At 48.4% G+C, this 16453-nt stretch carries 12 protein-coding genes; all 12 read left to right on the top strand.

From position 1 onward, the window contains the following. Positions 1-77 precede the first annotated feature (77 nt). The 12 genes from perR to DDV21_RS10935 all read left to right on the top strand — a co-directional run bounded on the left by perR (position 78) and on the right by DDV21_RS10935 (position 16449). Complete coding sequence (gene perR / locus DDV21_RS10995) at positions 78-545, top strand: peroxide-responsive transcriptional repressor PerR (protein ID WP_116877857.1); 468 nt, start codon at positions 78-80, stop codon at positions 543-545. 257 nt (positions 546-802) lie between these two features. Beyond that, positions 803-1945, top strand: a complete 1143-nt coding sequence (gene tgt, locus DDV21_RS10990) for a tRNA guanosine(34) transglycosylase Tgt (RefSeq protein WP_116877858.1) — start codon at positions 803-805, stop codon at positions 1943-1945. Between the two features lie 412 nt (positions 1946-2357). After that, positions 2358-2648, top strand: a complete 291-nt coding sequence (locus DDV21_RS10985) for a WXG100 family type VII secretion target (protein WP_067064223.1) — start codon at positions 2358-2360, stop codon at positions 2646-2648. Positions 2649-2730: 82 nt separating this feature from the next. After that, positions 2731-5661, top strand: coding sequence for a type VII secretion protein EsaA (gene esaA, locus DDV21_RS10980; protein ID WP_116877859.1), 2931 nt, complete (start codon positions 2731-2733; stop codon positions 5659-5661). Between the two features lies 1 nt (position 5662). Beyond that, positions 5663-6130: a type VII secretion protein EssA gene (locus DDV21_RS10975; RefSeq protein ID WP_116877860.1), complete on the top strand. Its 468-nt coding sequence runs from the start codon at positions 5663-5665 to the stop codon at positions 6128-6130. A 1138-nt stretch (positions 6131-7268) separates the two neighbouring features. Continuing rightward, positions 7269-7511 carry an EsaB/YukD family protein gene (locus tag DDV21_RS10965; RefSeq protein ID WP_116879103.1) on the top strand — a complete coding sequence of 81 codons (243 nt, stop codon included), beginning with the start codon at positions 7269-7271 and terminating at the stop codon, positions 7509-7511. Then, on the top strand, positions 7512-8744 hold the full coding sequence (gene essB, locus DDV21_RS10960; RefSeq protein WP_116879102.1) for a type VII secretion protein EssB: 1233 nt from the start codon (positions 7512-7514) through the stop codon (positions 8742-8744). A gap of 9 nt (positions 8745-8753) precedes the next feature. Beyond that, entirely contained in the window at positions 8754-13172 is a 4419-nt protein-coding gene (gene essC, locus DDV21_RS10955; protein WP_116879101.1) for a type VII secretion protein EssC, read from the top strand. Positions 13173-13197: 25 nt separating this feature from the next. Continuing rightward, positions 13198-13632: a TIGR04197 family type VII secretion effector gene (locus tag DDV21_RS10950; protein ID WP_116879100.1), complete on the top strand. Its 435-nt coding sequence runs from the start codon at positions 13198-13200 to the stop codon at positions 13630-13632. A 25-nt stretch (positions 13633-13657) separates the two neighbouring features. Then, positions 13658-14053 (top strand): DUF3958 family protein, encoded by a 396-nt coding sequence (locus DDV21_RS10945; RefSeq protein WP_116879099.1) that lies wholly within the window; start codon positions 13658-13660, stop codon positions 14051-14053. Next, positions 14043-15509 (top strand): T7SS effector LXG polymorphic toxin, encoded by a 1467-nt coding sequence (locus DDV21_RS10940; RefSeq protein ID WP_117287803.1) that lies wholly within the window; start codon positions 14043-14045, stop codon positions 15507-15509. The genes DDV21_RS10945 and DDV21_RS10940 overlap by 11 nt, the downstream gene beginning before the upstream one ends. A 37-nt stretch (positions 15510-15546) precedes the next feature. Continuing rightward, entirely contained in the window at positions 15547-16449 is a 903-nt protein-coding gene (locus DDV21_RS10935; RefSeq protein WP_162886320.1) for a hypothetical protein, read from the top strand. Positions 16450-16453 lie beyond the last annotated feature (4 nt).

The raw sequence follows: 16453 nt of genomic DNA, 5'->3' as shown, positions 1-16453 counted from the left end.
TGCTAGCTTTTTAAAAGCGTGATAGTTTGCTCTGCGCCTCCATTCTGATGCAGTAAAGTAAGAATAAGGAGAGGCCAATGAACGTTCATTCCCATAATCATCAAGCCTTGGATGCTTATGAAAATGTGTTAATGCATCTTAAGGAAAAGCATATTCGCCTCACTCAGACCCGTAAAGCGGTCATTGCCTATATGGTAAACAGTCATGAGCATCCGAGTGCTGAGACGGTCTATAAGGAGCTTTTGCCGCTTTATCCTAATCTGAGTCTGGCTACCGTTTATAATAATCTCAAACTCCTCGTTGATGAAGGCTTTGTTTCCGAGCTGAAATTGAGCAATGACAGCACGGCTTATTATGATTTTCTGGGCCATCAGCATTTACATATCGTTTGTGAAGTCTGCGGAAAAATTACAGATTTTATGGATGTGGATGTGCTGAAAGTGCATCAGGAAGTTCATGAACAGACAGGCTATCAGGTCACTAAGGCACAGTTAATACTGTACGGGATCTGTCCGGACTGTCAGGCCCAAAAAAAGAATGCTTAAACAAGCTTGGCATTAATCTCTGCCTGTTTAGCTGGGAGAGAGTATGTATCATATTGTCAGAGTTAGGGACAGAGCTTCCTAGCTCTTTTTTTCTGCAATAGTCTTTTGCTGAGGGCAGCGCAAAGCAGCTGGCTGTCCTATATCAGTTAGGCTTAGTGACAGAAGACCGTTTTTTTGATAGAATTTATAAGGTTTAGTTCTTAAGGCTGCATCTTTGTTTAAAACAGCCTTGATGTAATGAATAATAAGGAGAAGACATGTCAGCTTACCCGATTACCTACCGTCTTATAAAAGAAGAAAAGCATACCGGAGCGCGTTTGGGGGAAATCACGACGCCTCACGGGACCTTTTCGACACCGATGTTCATGCCTGTTGGCACACAGGCCACTGTGAAAACACAGTCTCCCGAAGAACTGAAAGAAATGGGAGCAGGAATTATTCTGGCTAATACCTATCATCTCTGGCTGCGTCCTGGTGATGAGCTGATTGCTAAGGCAGGCGGTCTGCATTCTTTTATGAATTGGGATCAGCCTATTTTGACTGACAGCGGCGGTTTTCAGGTCTATTCTTTGGCTGACAGCCGCAATATTACCGAAAAGGGCGTAACCTTTAAAAATCACCTCAATGGAGCTAAGATGTTTCTGTCGCCGGAAAAAGCGATAGCGATCCAAAACAATCTCGGTTCTGATATTATGATGTCCTTTGACGAATGCCCGCAGTTTTATCAGCCTTATGATTATGTGAAGCAGTCTATTGAACGCACCAGCCGCTGGGCAGAACGCGGTCTCAAAGCGCACCGCCGGCCGCAGGAGCAGGGACTGTTTGGGATTGTTCAGGGAGCAGGATTTGAAGATCTGCGCCGCCAGTCTGCCAAGGACTTGATTAGCTTGGATTTTCCGGGATATGCAGTAGGAGGACTAGCTGTTGGGGAATCTCATGACGAAATGAATGCGGTTCTTGATTTTACAACGCCTCTTCTTCCGGCTGATAAACCGCGTTATCTTATGGGGGTAGGCGCGCCGGACAGCTTGATTGACGGCGTCATCCGCGGGATTGATATGTTTGACTGCGTGCTGCCGACCCGCATTGCCCGCAATGGCACCTGTATGACCAGCCAGGGCCGTCTGGTTGTCAAGAATGCCCAATATGCAGAGGATTTTGGTCCTCTCGATCCGGAGTGTGACTGCTACACCTGCCAAAATTACAGCAGGGCTTATATCCGTCATCTTCATAAGGCCGATGAAACCTTTGGCCTGCGTTTGACCAGCTATCACAATCTCTATTTCCTTGTTCACCTGATGCAAAACATCCGTCAGGCTATTATGGATGATAGTCTGCTGGAGTTTCGGGCAGATTTCATGGAAAAATATGGCTATAATCGTTCTGACCGTAATTTCTAACCGTCTGCAGAGCTGAGAGCGGGGCAAAAATCGGTACATTGTCATACCATGACGCTTTCGATTTTGTCGTCTCACCTCCAACCAACCGCTGTGTCAAGCTTATATGTCTAAAAAAGTGAAACGAGGCTGGGACAAAAGTCCCAGCCTCTAGTTCTCTTTGCGTTCTTAACGGCCTTTGTATCTTATTTGAACTGAACACGGCCTAAACGCTGTGAGAAAAAGACAGCCCTCCCTTGAGTCTTTAGTGACTCGGCGGTCAGGCTCCTATTTTCTCTTTGCGTTCTTAACGGCCTTTGTATCTTGTAAGAATTTACAAAAATGTAACAAAATGGTATCAATCGTTTGACAGAACGGAAAGAAAGTGTTAATCTAGTCTTATCATATTAAATAAATATAAATAGGAGATTGGTTTATGGTTCAAATTAAATTAACACCAGAAGAACTTCGTTCACAAGCTACTAGCTACACTAACGGTGCAACATCAGTCCGCGATGTTTTGACGACACTGACAAACACACAAGCTGATATCGCAGCTAACTGGAGCGGTACTTCTTTTGACAGCTTTGATCAGCAGTTCAATGAATTATCGCCAAAAGTCAGCCAATTTGCTGATCTGTTGGATGAAATTAATCAGCAGTTAAATCAAGTTGCTACTACTATTGAAGACACTGATGCACAGATTGCATCGCAAATTCAACAATAATTATTAGGGTAACGCTTAATAGGAACTGGGACAGGTGTTTACCTGTTCCGGTTTTTTCATAATTAATGAGCAGAAGACAAAGATGAAAAAGAAATTTATAAATTATTTATTAAGTATTTTAGCCGTGCTGGTTTTATTAGCAGCTGTTGCCGGTCTTAATATGGCGGTCTGGCGCCAGAATGAAGCAGCGACTCAGAAAACCAGCCAGCAAAGCAAGCTGAATGTGGCCATCGTCAATGAGGATCAGCCGATTGTGTCTGCAGACGGTGTGCGCTACAGCTTAGGAGACAGCTATATCAAAACCATCGAAAGGGACGACAGCCAAAACTGGTTTGTAGTCAGCCGGGGAACGGCAGACAGCGGTCTCAAAAGCGGGAAATATCAGCTGGCGGTGACTATTCCCAGTGATTTTTCTAAGAAAATTCTTGATATCAATAATGTGAATGTCGATCAGGTCAAAGTGAAGTATGAGGTGAACGGGAACGGCAATCAGCAACTGGAAACCGAGGCGGCAAAACTGGGCAAGGATATTGTAGCCGATTTGAACAGTCAGCTGGTGGATATGTATATGGCCAGTATTCTGAGCAATCTGTACACGGCTCAGCGAAATATTCTGGCTATTACAGAAGAACAGAGCGGCAATGTCGGGATTTACCGGACCAATCTCTTAGGAGCGGCTACAGCTCTGCAAAATGGATTTCCTATTTTGGTCTCTGCTTCCGACAGTTCACTGACAGCTAATGAGGCGCTGGTACAGACCCTGCGCAGTTCGGCCGAGCTGTTTGGAACCTTGGATAATTCACAGCAGAGCTTTAACGGCAATCTGAATACCTTGGTGGAGCAAAGGGCGCAAGACCAAATCTCATACGGAGAATTTGTGACAGCCTTAATGGAGATGAACCGTGAGGTGCTGTCCGGACAGGTCACAACGCTCTTAACTACTTTGCAAACAACACAGGGAAAATTGAGCAGCCAAATCCAGGCTGCCAGCGATGCGCTGCCTGCAAATGGAGCAGCAGCGGCTGCACCTGCCAGCGGTGTCAGTGTCACCAGTCTGGATGAGGCCATTGCCAGCCTGAAAGAAGCACTGGCAACAGAGCAAACCAATATTGACGGTGCTAAAAATCAAATCAGCAGCTTTGTCGAATCTTATTTGAAAACAACTTACAAAGAGAACATTGCTGATTTAACACTCTTTGATCTTTTGGAACCGGCTGAAATGACCGATGATCTCACCAGCGCTATTTCTGACTTGCCGGCAGTTGATAGTACGGGGATTAGTGATTTAATCAGTGACATGACAGTTCTTGACGGCAATGCGGCTGACAGTGTCCAAGCCTTCAACATCGGTCAGGCTGCTGTCTACAATCCATCTGCGACAGGCACTGCGACTTTGCGGCAGGAATTGACTGATGCCAAGAAGGAACTGGAAGACAGAAAGAATGATTATGAGACGGTGACTGTCAACCAAACAAGCTCACTTTCTGCCAAGGTCAGCATTGCGGTTCCTAGCCACATCACTCTGAACAGCTGGTCGCTCAACGGAGAAAATAAGGGGACTGCGACTCAGGATGTTGAAGTGGACTTGAGCGATTCCGGAAACAGCTTTAGTTTCGACTATACTTATAATGATAATATTCCTTCCGATACTTCCGAAAGCATTCAGATTGTGATTAACGGCATCAGTGTCGCCAGCCTGGCAACCGAAGAAGAAGCTTACCGTAAAGCAGAGGCGGCCTATGCGCGTAAGGTTGAGGAAATTAACGGGAAATACGGTAAAGTCAACACTTTGATGGCTGTGTTCGGGCAAAATGCCAAGGACCTGATGACAAATCTCCTGACCGATGCCATTAGTGCCAATTTATCCGGCATCAGCGACAGCGGGCTGGATCAAAAAATAAAAGATTTAGAAACGCAGCGCGACAGTCTGGCTAATCAGATTGCAGATGTTCAAAAAACCAATGAAGACGTGACAACTAACATCAGCAGTCAGCTGCAGGCACTTTCTGACTTGCAGAATCAGGTCAATAATGTCAGCAGCCTGCAGAGTTCAGCTTCGGAAAAACTGTCTGCTTCTGACAGCAGCCTGACTGCTCTGAGTTCTGAACTGCAGTCTCTGCTGACAGCAACGGCCAGTGCCAAATCGTCATCGGAATCCAATGTGACCGAAGCGGACCAAGTCAGAACGATCTTCTCTTCCTTTAACCAGAGTGTTGAGACAGCACAGGGGGACAGCCAAAAACTTTCCAAAGATGCCGAAGATTTGATGGCGGCCTTTAATGAAGAACTGGAAGACAGCGGCGATTTTGTTGAAGCTTTTGTCAAAGTCTTAAACAACGCCTACAGCGATGGGGTGGCCAATGATGTGCTCCTGAAGTTTCTCTCCAATCCAGTGACCGAAAACTCATCGTCTGTTAAGGCTTCGGTCAATGTCTACCGTCCGTTCACCTGGATTTTGCTGCTTGAAGTGGTTACCCTCTTTATGGCTTACCTCTTTGCTAATTATAATTTAATTAAAAAAGTAAAAGACAAATTTACCAGCGACCGTTTGGCCGATACCGATATCGTCAATGCGAGGATACTCAGCCTGCTGGCAGCCGGCATCGGTATCCTGCTGGGTGTGCTTTCCGGCCGTCAGCTGGGCGTGGGTGCTGAATTCTTCCCTTCATGGGTGCTCTTAGTGACCCTCTTTAGCTTCCTGCTGACTCAAGGGCAGTATTTCCTGCTGAAAAATCTGAAAGCTGCCGGAATGGGGCTCAGTCTCTTTATGATTATCAGTTTTGTGTATTTGTCAAATGCTATTGGAACAACAGCCAGTCTGAGCCGGAGCTTGGCAGTGCTGAAACGCATCAATCCGCTTTCGCTTCTCGAAGGCTATCTGTCAGCTTACTTTGACGGTTCTGCTGTCGGTCTGGCCGCTTTTCTGCTGTTGATTGCTGCGGTACTGGCTCTGACTGCGGTCAATGTTTTCTTTAGCTGGTCATTCAATATAAGAAGATTTTCTGAGGCGTAAGATGAAAAAAATCCTTTTTCTGCTGGGAACCCTTATGTGTATCTGTCAGACTGTGCCCGCGTCAGCAGCTGATCTGAAAGACAATAATCTGAAATTGGACAGCAGGCGTATTGAGCAGGAGGAAGAGCAGGCTTTCTATCAGCAGTCGGAGATTTTGGCTTCCCTCTTTTCGGAAGCCGATACGAAAAAATTAGCCGAGGTCAAAGACAGTCAGGCAGAGGCGCTGGACAGTCAGGCCGGTCAGCTTTTTACCAAGGAGCGGGAAGCGACAGATATCTATCAGCTGGACCAGCTCTTTGCGGAAGGCGATGCTAACCGCTATGCCACCAAGTTAGATACAGCGCAGACGGCTGGTCAGGCAAAGGGCGGCATGGCCAGCTACTTTTACAGTGCTGTCTGCCTGCTGCTTGTCGGCGGAGCCGGTTTGGCCAGTTTTCTGGCCGGCAGAAAAGATGAGCTGCCGGACTGAAAAAAGACAGTTTTACAATGCGGGCCAAAAGCGGAAAGAGACTGTACCAGAAGTGCCTGGATTTCGGTTTGTTAAGAAGTGCCGGTTCGGATTGGCGGTTTGCTGTGCTCTTTAAACGGGCTTTGTATCTTGTTTGAATTGAACACGCCCTAAGAACTGTGCAAAAAAGACAGCCTGTCCTAGAGCCTTGCGGCTCTTCGTCCAGTCTCCTATTTTTGCTTTGCTCTTTAGACGGGCTTTGTATCTTGTTTGAACTGAACACGCCCTAAAATCCTAGTGAAAAAGATGGAGTTTACCGCGATCGTTGTAAGGATATTACAGAGCAACCCTAGCCGTAGACGTCTGAAAGCTTTGTCACCTTAACAGTCGACCGCAGCTTTCTAGTCGTCTTGGCAGAGGCGCGTCAACGAAATCAAAGATTTCGGACTTGCCATCATTTTCATACGGATTTCTTAACGGGCTTTGTATCTTGTTGGAATTGAACACGCCCTAAGAGCTGTGCAAAAAAGACATGGCTAAGTTTAGACTTGATTTCAAGTTAGCTAGCCGTAGATGACTGAAGGCTTTGCAGTCTTTACAGCCTGCCGCACCCTTCTAGTCATCCTGGCAGAGGTGCGCAGACGAAATCGAAGATTTCGGACTTGCCGTCATTTTCATACGGATTTCTTAACGGGCTTTGTATCTTGTTTGAATTGAACACGCCCTAAGAGCTGTGCAAAAAAGACAGCCTGTCCTAGAGCCTTGTGGCTCTTCGTCCAGTCTCCTATTTTTGCTTTGCTCTTTAGACGGGCTTTGTATCTTGTTAATTGAACACGGGCTAAGCTCTTTGCAAAAAAGATATGGCTAAGTTTAGAATTGATTCCAAGTTAGCTAGCCGTAGATGACTGAAGGCTTTGTCACCTTAACAGTCGACCGCAGCTTTCTAGTCGTCTTGGCAGAGGCGCGTCAACGAAATCAAAGATTTCGGACTTGCCGTCATTTTCATACGGATTTCTTAACGGGCTTTGTATCTTGTTGGAATTGAACACGCCCTAAGAGCTGTGCAAAAAAGACAGCCTGTCCTAGAGCCTTGCGGCTCTTCGCCCAGTTTCCTATTTTTGCTTTGCTCTTTAGACGGGCTTTGTATCTTGTTGGTGGTGTGATGGATCATATTAATGTGAGTTTGATTTGGGAGGGGAAGGTCATGGATATTCGGATTCCCCGGAAGATAGAGGTGGTCGCGCTCATTGAGGAACTGGATGGTATTTTCGGTTATGGGAAGAAACGCCGTAAATATCAGCTGCGGGTCGTCAATAAGGGGCTGCTGCTGGATGAGGGAAAAAATCTGGCAGATTTTCCTGTGACCACGGGAGATATTGTCAACATTGAGGAGGTTGAGTAAGTGAGAGAGGTGCATCTTGATTTTTTGGAGCAGGCCTTTGTCTACCGCAAAGAGGCTGACCAGTGGCAGCTGACCTTGAAGCGTTCGGATGTGGCCAGCCAGACCTTGGAGGAACTGGTGCTTTTGGACTTGCACCACCCCCTCTTTTTGGAACAGAAGACAGCCTTTGACGATGATGAGATTGTTTTTACTTATGGCTTACCTGCTGACGGTCTCAGCTATGAGGCGGCCAAGAAGCGCCTGATGTCTGAACGTCTGCGTCTGGCTCTCAATCTGCTGGATTTGGAGCAGGCGCTCAGCCTGCCGGTGACCTTCTTTCTGCATCCGGAAAATCTGTTTATCACTAAGGATCAGCAGTTTAAAATCGCTTATCGGGGGCTTCCCGAAATCATGGTGCCTGCACAGATGGACGAGGCAGATTTTGTCAAGCAGGCTAAGTGCTTTATTATCAGTCTTTTTACCAAATATGATTTTCTGTCGCTCTACAACGGGGCTTTGGAAGTGGCTGAACTGCCGGACTTTCTAAAGGCCCTGCGGCCGCTGGAAACAGCTGCGGAGCTCCGCTCAGAACTTGAGACCAGCTACCGCCAGCGGCTGGAGCAGGAGGCCAACAGTCTGGTTCTGGTCAATAAGTCCCGCCATAAACTTTACAAATATGCTTCCATTTGGCTGACGGCCGGTATGGTTATGCTGCTGCTGCCTTTGGCTTACTTGGTTTTTGTCCGCAATCCTTTTAAGGAAAAAATGCTGGAAGCGGATACGGCTTTTATCAAGGTGGATTACTCGGGCGTGATTGATAAACTGAAAGATGTGGATGTGGCAGCTCTGCCTTATACACAGAAATATGAGCTGGCCTATGCCTATATTCAGGTGCTGAAGCTCTCGGATGAACAGCGGCAGATTATCCTGAACAATGTCAGCCTGAAATCAGATGAGCTCTATCTGGATTACTGGATTGAGAGCGGCCGTGAGCGCAATGATGAGGCCATCGATATCGCCAAACGTCTGGATGATTCGGATTTGATTATCTACGGTTTGGTGCAAAAGATTCGGGAAGTCCGCAATGATGACAGCCTGTCCGGAAGCGAACGCGAAGAGGAACTGGCTAGTCTGCAGTCCGAGTATGAGAAATACTGGGAGGACCGGCAGACCAGTCTCAATGACGGTGACGATGCGAAGGCAGCCTCCGGGGAGAGCGCTTCGTCGCAGACTGCATCTGCAGAAGAGGAATAAGGGGAGTTTATGACAAAAGCTATTGCCATCTATACGGATAACTACCGTTACAGTCTGTCCCTGGCCGAAGGGCAGGAGGCTGTGCTGGCTCCGTCAGAGCCCGCTGCGGTCTTCATCAGCAGTCTGTCTTCTCCTGTGACCCTGCGCTGGGCTGAAGGGGAGCTGACCTATCGGTATGAAAAAACAGAGGGTCGGATCACTGACGGTCTTGAGCTTGCCGGTCTGACCTTTTACAGTCTGGATGGTGCCAGACAGGTTTACAATCTGCTGGACAAGCAGGAATTGCTAATCGGGAGCCGTTCGGGGAGCGACCTCTATCTGGAGAAGAGCCCTGCTGCTTTTTGGCTGCGGCGCAAAGAGAAAAGCTGGGAACTGCATCTGCTGGAGGGCGAGCTCTATCTCAACAATCGGCGCCTGAGCCAGTCGGTCTGCCAGCTGGAACCGGGGGATGAACTTAGCATGCAGGGGCTTCTGCTCAAGGTCTACGGCGAAGAGCTGTGGGTGAGCGGGGCTTTTGCCGTTTCAGAGGCCTTGGCCGAAATGGCTGCCTCCCGCTACAGTTTTTACGAGGGCTATCCGGACTATCACCGCTCGCCGCGCATCATTTACCGGAGCTCGGAAGACCCGGTGACCATCAATGCGCCGGAAAAGGAGCCTAAAAAGCCGGAAGACGGGCTCCTGCGCATGATTCTGCCGCCTCTGATTATGGTCTCGCTCCTGATTGTCATCTCCATCATTCAGCCGCGGGGGATCTATATCATCATCACCATGGCCATGTCCACGGTGACGGTGATTTTTGCCATAAGCAATTACTTCAAGAAACGCCGGCAGTACAAGCGGGATAAGAAGGACCGGGTAGCCCACTACCAGCGCTACCTGTCCGATAAGGCCATGGAGCTGGAAGCTCTGGCCAGAGACCAGCGTCAAGGGCAGTTCTATCACTACCCGGATACGGTGCAGCTGGACGAGATGGCGGCGCAGTATCATCACCGCATTTATGAAAAGACCCTGCAGCAGTTCGATGCCCTGCACTACCGTCTGGGTCTGGGGAAGGTGGCGGCCAGCTACCCTCTCAAGTACAGCCAGACGGAGCGGAGCGGGCAGACCGATCCGCTGGAAGCTCAGGGCTATCAGCTTTATCAGAAGAGCCGGGAGCTCACGGGGATGCCGATTGCGGCTAATCTCATGCATGGTCCGGTGGGCTATACGGGTCCCAGGGCTTTGGTTTTGGAGCAGCTGCAGCTGATGGTGCGGCAGCTGGCCTTTTTCCACTCTTATCATGACCTGCAGTTTATCGTCGTGCTGCCGGAAGAGGAGGTGTCCCAGTGGTCCTGGCTGCGCTGGCTGCCGCATGCCAAGCTCCAGGCGCTCAATGTCCGGGGGCTGGTCTACAATCAGCGGACCCGGGACCAGGTCTTAACCAGTCTCAACCAAACCTTAAAGGTCCGTCAGGGACAGCGGCAGGAAGGGCAGAAGGAGCGGACGGTTTTCAGTCCCCACTATGTGGTGCTGGTGACGGACCGGTCTTTGATGATGGACCATGTGATTATGGAGTTCTTCACCGAAGACCCAACAGCCTTGGGCTGTTCCTTGGTCTTTGTGGAGGACGTGCTGTCCAGCCTGTCGGAGAATGTGCAGACCATTGTCACCATCAAGGACCGCAACAGCGGGGAGCTGGTCTTGGAGGAAGGGGAACTGCGTGCCGTGCCGTTTGCTCTGGACCATTTCCCAGCGGGCTATGACAAGGAAGCCTTGTCCAGACGCTTAGCGCCTCTGAATCACCTGCAGAACCTGAAAGCCTCTATTCCGGAGACGGTCTCCTTCTTGGAGCTTTACGGTGTGGAGACAGTCAGTGAGTTAGGGATTGCCAAACGCTGGGCCTCACATGCCCCTCACCGGACCTTATCGGTCCCTTTAGGGCTGCGGGGGCAGGAGGATGTGGTGGCTCTGGACCTGCATGAGCAGGCGCACGGCCCACACGGTCTGATTGCGGGAACCACTGGTTCCGGGAAGTCGGAGCTGATTCAGTCTTATATTTTAAGTTTGGCGGTCAGTTTTCACCCTTATGATGTGGGCTTTCTCTTAATTGACTATAAGGGCGGCGGCATGGCCAACCTCTTTAAAGACCTGCCGCATCTTTTAGGGACTATTACCAATCTGGACGGGGCCCAGTCCAGGCGGGCCTTGATTGCCATCGATGCGGAGCTGAAGCGCCGGCAGCGGCTGTTCAGCCAGTACGGGGTCAATCATATCAATGCCTATCAGAAGCTCTTTAAGGAGGGGGAAGCGAAGGAACCCTTGCCTCACCTCTTTCTCATCAGTGATGAGTTTGCGGAACTGAAGGCCAACCAGTCGGACTTCATGGATGACTTGGTGTCGACGGCCCGTTTGGGGCGGTCCTTGGGGGTGCATTTAATCCTAGCGACTCAGAAACCGTCAGGGGTGGTCAACGATCAGATTTGGTCCAATGCCCGCTTTAAGATTGCTTTGAAGGTAGCCAACCGTCAGGATTCGACGGAGATGCTCAAGACACCGGATGCGGCGGAGATTACGCAGACCGGCCGGGCTTACTTGCAGGTGGGCAACAACGAAGTGTATGAGCTCTTTCAGTCGGCCTGGTCGGGGGCGCCCTACCAGCCGGAGAAGGCGGCACAGGGGATTGCGGACCAGACCATTTATGCCATCAATGCGCTGGGGCAGTATGAGCTTTTAAATCAGGACTTATCCGGTTTAGACGGTGCCCAGAGCATCGAGGAAGTGCCGACGGAGCTGGAGGCTGTGGTAGCCGAAATCGGTTCTGTTGCGGCTAGGGAACACATTGGTGAGCTGACCAAACCATGGCTGCCGCCGTTAAAAGAGCGGATTTATGCGCAGGATTTACGGCCGGGTTCCTTTAAGGAACATTGGCAAGAGGCTAAGGAGGGTCTGTCTGCCTTACTGGGCTTTGTCGATTTGCCTCGTCTGCAGACCCAGGAGATTGTCAGCCACAACTTTGAACGGCAGGGCAATCTTGTGATTTACTCTGGTCCTGGTATGGGGAAATCCACCCTGCTGCAGACCATGATTATGGATTTAGCTCAGCAGCATACCCCCGAAAATGTCCAGTTTTACCTGTTTGACTTTGGCACCAACGGTCTTTTGCCGCTTCGGCGTTTGCCGCATGTGATTGACAGTCTGTCTCTGGAAGATACGGAAAAATTACCGAAGTTTATGCGGCGGATACGAGAAGAAATTGCCCGCAGGAAACGGCTGTTCAGCCGCTACAGTGCGGCTAACATGACCATGTACCGGCAGATGAGCGGTGACCGGCTGCCTTATGTCTTTTTAATGATTGATGGCTATGACAGTTTGAGAGAGGACACCGAGATTGGTCCCAATTTAGAAGGGACGATTCAAAGTGTGGCTCGGGATGGCAGCAGCTTAGGGATTTATGTGGTGATTACCGCCAGCCGTTCGGGGATTATCCGACCGGCCCTGCAGGCGAATATGAAGAGCCGGCTGATTTTTAAGATGACTGACGAGAACGACAACAAAACCTTAATGGGGCGGCATGACTACCTCATGGAAGACCTGCCGGGCCGCGGTTTGGTTCGTTATGACGGTCCAGAGGTCTTTCAGGCGGCTTTACCGGCCTATGGAGCTGAGCATTTTGAGGTGCTTGAGAATCTCCAGAACTTAGTGGCTCAGATGGACAGCGCCTGGCTAGGTCCGCGTCCGCTTCCTATTCCTGTGGTGCCTGAGAAGCTGACGATAGCAGAGTTTACGGCTATAGACAGTGTCCAAACAGCACTTAACGAGGGGAATATTTCGATTGGTCTGGACTTTGAAACAGTTGAAGCAGAAAATATCCCTATTCAAACTTTCAAGCATCTGCTATATGTTTCGGACAATGGTGATTCATTGAAGGCTATTACAAACCATTTAGTGCAGGCTACCGCTGTATCGTCGCATTTAAAAGTCATGTTACTAGACAGTCAGAGTGAATTTCTGAATTTCAAAGAGAATGTTTCGACCTATGTCAATGATGATGAAACACTGCAAGATATGGGCAATCAGCTGATGCTGGAGTTAGATAAGCGTCAGGAGTTGAACCATTTTGAAAAATGGGTTATTATTATTCCAGATTTAGATAACTTTTTATCTGCAAGTGCCATTACACGGGATCAGCTGATGCGTCTATATAAAATTGGCTGGAAATACGGGATGTACTTACTTATTGGCTGTTTCCATCAGTTTATTGGAACATCGATTGATGATTTACTGAAGTCCATCCGTTCAGAATTTCAGTGGATTATTCTTGGTATGCGTCTCAATGATCAAAGCTTTTTGGATAAAGTTTATAATGCTAAAGAGGCACGGCTTGAAGCGGATGAGATTTATTTACATAATAGAAAACAATATAAAAAAATAAAAATCAGTCATTTATGATTTATAGAGTAAGAAAGGAAAAGTTATGACTATCCAAAGTAACCAGACGACACCAAGCATGTGTGCCACTGGGATTATGAGCAGTGTCGGTGCTGTTAATAATGGCGGTACTGCTGTTCAGGACACAGTCAGCGTTATTCAAGGGAATGAGAGCATGAAAAGCCATATAACGAATGAAGCCAGTCTGGCTAACAGTGTTGGCAGTAAAATTGGCAGCTTTGTCAGTACTATTCAGGGAGTGGCTAATGAATTTGATGTTTTAGATAGCGCTTTGAGCCAGCAAATAGCTGAAAAACAATCCGGTTTTATTTATTTGGACGGGATGTCTTCTCCCAGTCAAACAGCATCTAAATCAACCTCTCTTTCTTCATCTTATACAGAAGGTATTGGTGCCCCTCCATGGGAAAAGGCAACAGCTTCAGAAGGGACTATTCCAAATACTTCTTTGTTTGGAAATTAACCCGCAAAGCTAATAAGGAGCAAAAATGACTGAAGAAAAAGAACTGACAAAAGAAGAAAAAATAGATGCTAATCTGCAGTTGGAAAAGAAAACTTTAGCAGAATTGGACGACTTAGAGCATGAAGAAAGACGTCTGTCACGTTTATCTGACCAAGTGGCCAATACTGAAGGAGAAACGCGGCAATTTTTGCAGCATTTGGAACTCCTTCCTCTATCGCCAAGCTCATTGCAGGGGGTACAGGAAGTTCACAGTGATATGACTTTATTTCATCGTTACTTGCATGAGGCTCTTGAGAAACAAGAAACAGATCTAAAAAAGGGGAAGAAAGAGCTGAATGATTCTTTGGACAATCTTTATCACGAGCGTCAGCGGTTAGCACAGGAAGAGGAGAAGAAGGAGGAGCGGCTAGATGGGGATTAAAATGAGTTTGGGGAGTTCAGACACCCAGGCCAGTACAGTCTCAGCGGCCATGTCCAACCGGACATCGGCCTATGAGGGTCTGGTCAGTGCCTTAAAAACCTTTATCGGTGCTTCTGACCTGCAAGGGCAAGCCTACAGCAGTGCGAAAAATTATGCCAGTGCTGTCCTGATTCCCTTGGTTGAAGGGGCTAAGGTCCTCTCCCAAGCCCTGGCTGATGATGCGGTCAAGTTTCCGACCAACTACAGGAGTATGGTTGGGGATGAAGACCTAGATGAAGACCTGCTATTGGAAGAAATCAGACGTTATGAGACTATCCTGAGCAACAACGAATCGTTATTGAACGCGGCGATGAAGCAGGAGACCCCGGATGAGCGGACGATCCAGCAGTATCAGAAGGCGATGACGGTAGCCAGCGCTTATAAGCAGAAGGCCGAGGAGAAGTTAGCCAAGCTGAGGGCTTATGATGGAGCGTCTGTTGGTTATACCAGTGATTTAGACGGTTTATCACAGGCGGTTAACCAAGGGCTATCAGAAGTACAGGGTGATTTAAAGGGCTTCAGCGGGACTTTTCCGGATGTAAGCACGCGGTCCATGCCTTGGCTGCAGACCATTCAGACGGCTATAGCCCAGCAGGAATCCAATGGCTCTCACCCTTACCAAGCTTACCTGTCTAAGGTACAAGAGCAGGACTTTGACAAAGAGGTTCAGAAAATAGCTCAAGAGAGCGGTCTGACAGTAGAAGAGGTCATGGATTATATTCTTATGGCCAAGGCACCGGTAGGCTGGAGTAAAAAAGCTCAAAAAGTTCTGGCAACTTATGTCAAATACCGAGACGGCAAAGCCTTTTTAAACGGCCAAGCGATTACTGTTGATACGATGGGGCGCATTAAATGGGGCAAACGGTTCCTTTACAATAAAACTACCGGTAATGTCTACAATGCTGGGAAAGAGCTCCAAGCCAGCTCAGGGATTGATATTGCTAAAACATCGTATGCTAGAACAGCTGCAGGCACATTAGACTGGAAAGAAGCCGGACGGGTAGGCAAAGTGGCTTTCAAGGAAGCCATCAATCCTTTGACGGATTTTAAAGGCTGGAAAGGGGCGACCAAGTTAACGAAGACCGGTAAGTTCTTAGGTATTCTCAGTACCGGTCTGACTATTGGAAGCAATATTAATGAGAACTTTATCAAAAGTGACAATGGTGTCAATGACGGGAAGAATTGGGCTAATTTTGCGGTGGATACGTCTATTGATTTAGGGTCGGCTGCCGGAGCGACTGCCGCAGGAGCAGCGATAGGCTCCTTCTTTGTCCCACCGTTGGGGACAGTTATTGGAGCAGGCGTGGGTATGTTTGCGAATGTTGTTCTAAACTATGATTTTGAATTTTTTGGCAAACAAAGCATCACTGGTTGGTTTAAAGAAAGTATAAAAGGAGTGTATGGCGGAAATGACTGAACGGTATTATCTCAAAATATTATCCGGCCCGGCTCGGGTGAATTTTATCTATGTTACATGGGTTAACTGCTTTTTCTTTTTACTGCTGTACGGCCTTGTCAGAGGGGCCTTTGGCTTTATTCCACTGACCTATCTGGTGGTGGCTTTTGGTTTGATCCACAGCGTGCTGTGGGCTGTGATGGGCTTTTTCCGTAAGCTGCTGTACCGCTTTCAGCTGCTGGTTCTGGCGGCATCGGCTGTTCAGTTTCTGCTGTTCATCTTTTGTATAGATGCCCTCGGTTTGTTCCTTTTTTGCGGCGGCTACTATGATGGTTCAGACGGTCTTGAGGGGCTGCTGCTGCAGGGTCTTCCTGAGCAGCTCTACGCGGCAGCCATGCTCGTGGTTTTCTGTGCCGCTACGGCAATTTATGCTTTAATCTACAGACGGGCCCATCTAAGACAGGCCGGGCCGCCAGTAACTGATTTGGAACAGACGCTTAAAGAGCGTTTTAACTATAATGAGAGCTGGCTTTGGATTTTTGGGCTGGCCATCTTGGCACCGGCCCTGTTAACAGGGCGCATTTTGCTGGTGTTTAGTTTGGTTATTAGCCTGTTGATAACATCCGTTTTTCCGGCTTTGATTGTGGACTGCAGCTATGCCATCTATTGCCTGAGGAAGAACCCGTCTGAGCGGGAAGTTTACGTTCAGAGTCCGGAGAGCTTATGGCGGGTTCTGTTAACAGCACTGAGGAAACCGGGCAACCGCTTATTTACTGAGATAGGTTTGTTCCTTACCTTAGCGTTTGCACAAGGAGCTTTAACTGGTTTTGCAAGCACTGATCCCGCTCCCTGGATGCGGGTTCTGGGATTTGTTTTCCTGGTGGACTGGATCGGTATGGCGATTTGGCAGGTTTTTAAGCTTATCCGAAAAGTGTTTGGGCTGTTTAAGCGTTCGAAGTGAGGAG

Origin of the sequence: Streptococcus chenjunshii (assembly GCF_003086355.1) — a bacterium.
GTDB lineage: Bacteria > Bacillota > Bacilli > Lactobacillales > Streptococcaceae > Streptococcus > Streptococcus chenjunshii.
Note: the sequence above shows the minus strand (reverse complement) of the source record. Positions and strands in the feature narration are given on the sequence as shown.

Bases quoted from the DNA above. Each gene is read 5' to 3' on its own strand.
- DDV21_RS10975 (WP_116877860.1), top strand. From the start codon at position 5,663: ATGAAAAAAATCCTTTTTCTGCTGGGAACCCTTATGTGTATCTGTCAG.
- esaA (WP_116877859.1), top strand. From the start codon at position 2,731: ATGAAAAAGAAATTTATAAATTATTTATTAAGTATTTTAGCCGTGCTG.
- tgt (WP_116877858.1), top strand. From the start codon at position 803: ATGTCAGCTTACCCGATTACCTACCGTCTTATAAAAGAAGAAAAGCAT.
- perR (WP_116877857.1), top strand. From the start codon at position 78: ATGAACGTTCATTCCCATAATCATCAAGCCTTGGATGCTTATGAAAAT.
- DDV21_RS10950 (WP_116879100.1), top strand. From the start codon at position 13,198: ATGACTATCCAAAGTAACCAGACGACACCAAGCATGTGTGCCACTGGG.
- essC (WP_116879101.1), top strand. From the start codon at position 8,754: ATGACAAAAGCTATTGCCATCTATACGGATAACTACCGTTACAGTCTG.
- DDV21_RS10985 (WP_067064223.1), top strand. From the start codon at position 2,358: ATGGTTCAAATTAAATTAACACCAGAAGAACTTCGTTCACAAGCTACT.
- DDV21_RS10940 (WP_117287803.1), top strand. From the start codon at position 14,043: ATGGGGATTAAAATGAGTTTGGGGAGTTCAGACACCCAGGCCAGTACA.
- DDV21_RS10945 (WP_116879099.1), top strand. From the start codon at position 13,658: ATGACTGAAGAAAAAGAACTGACAAAAGAAGAAAAAATAGATGCTAAT.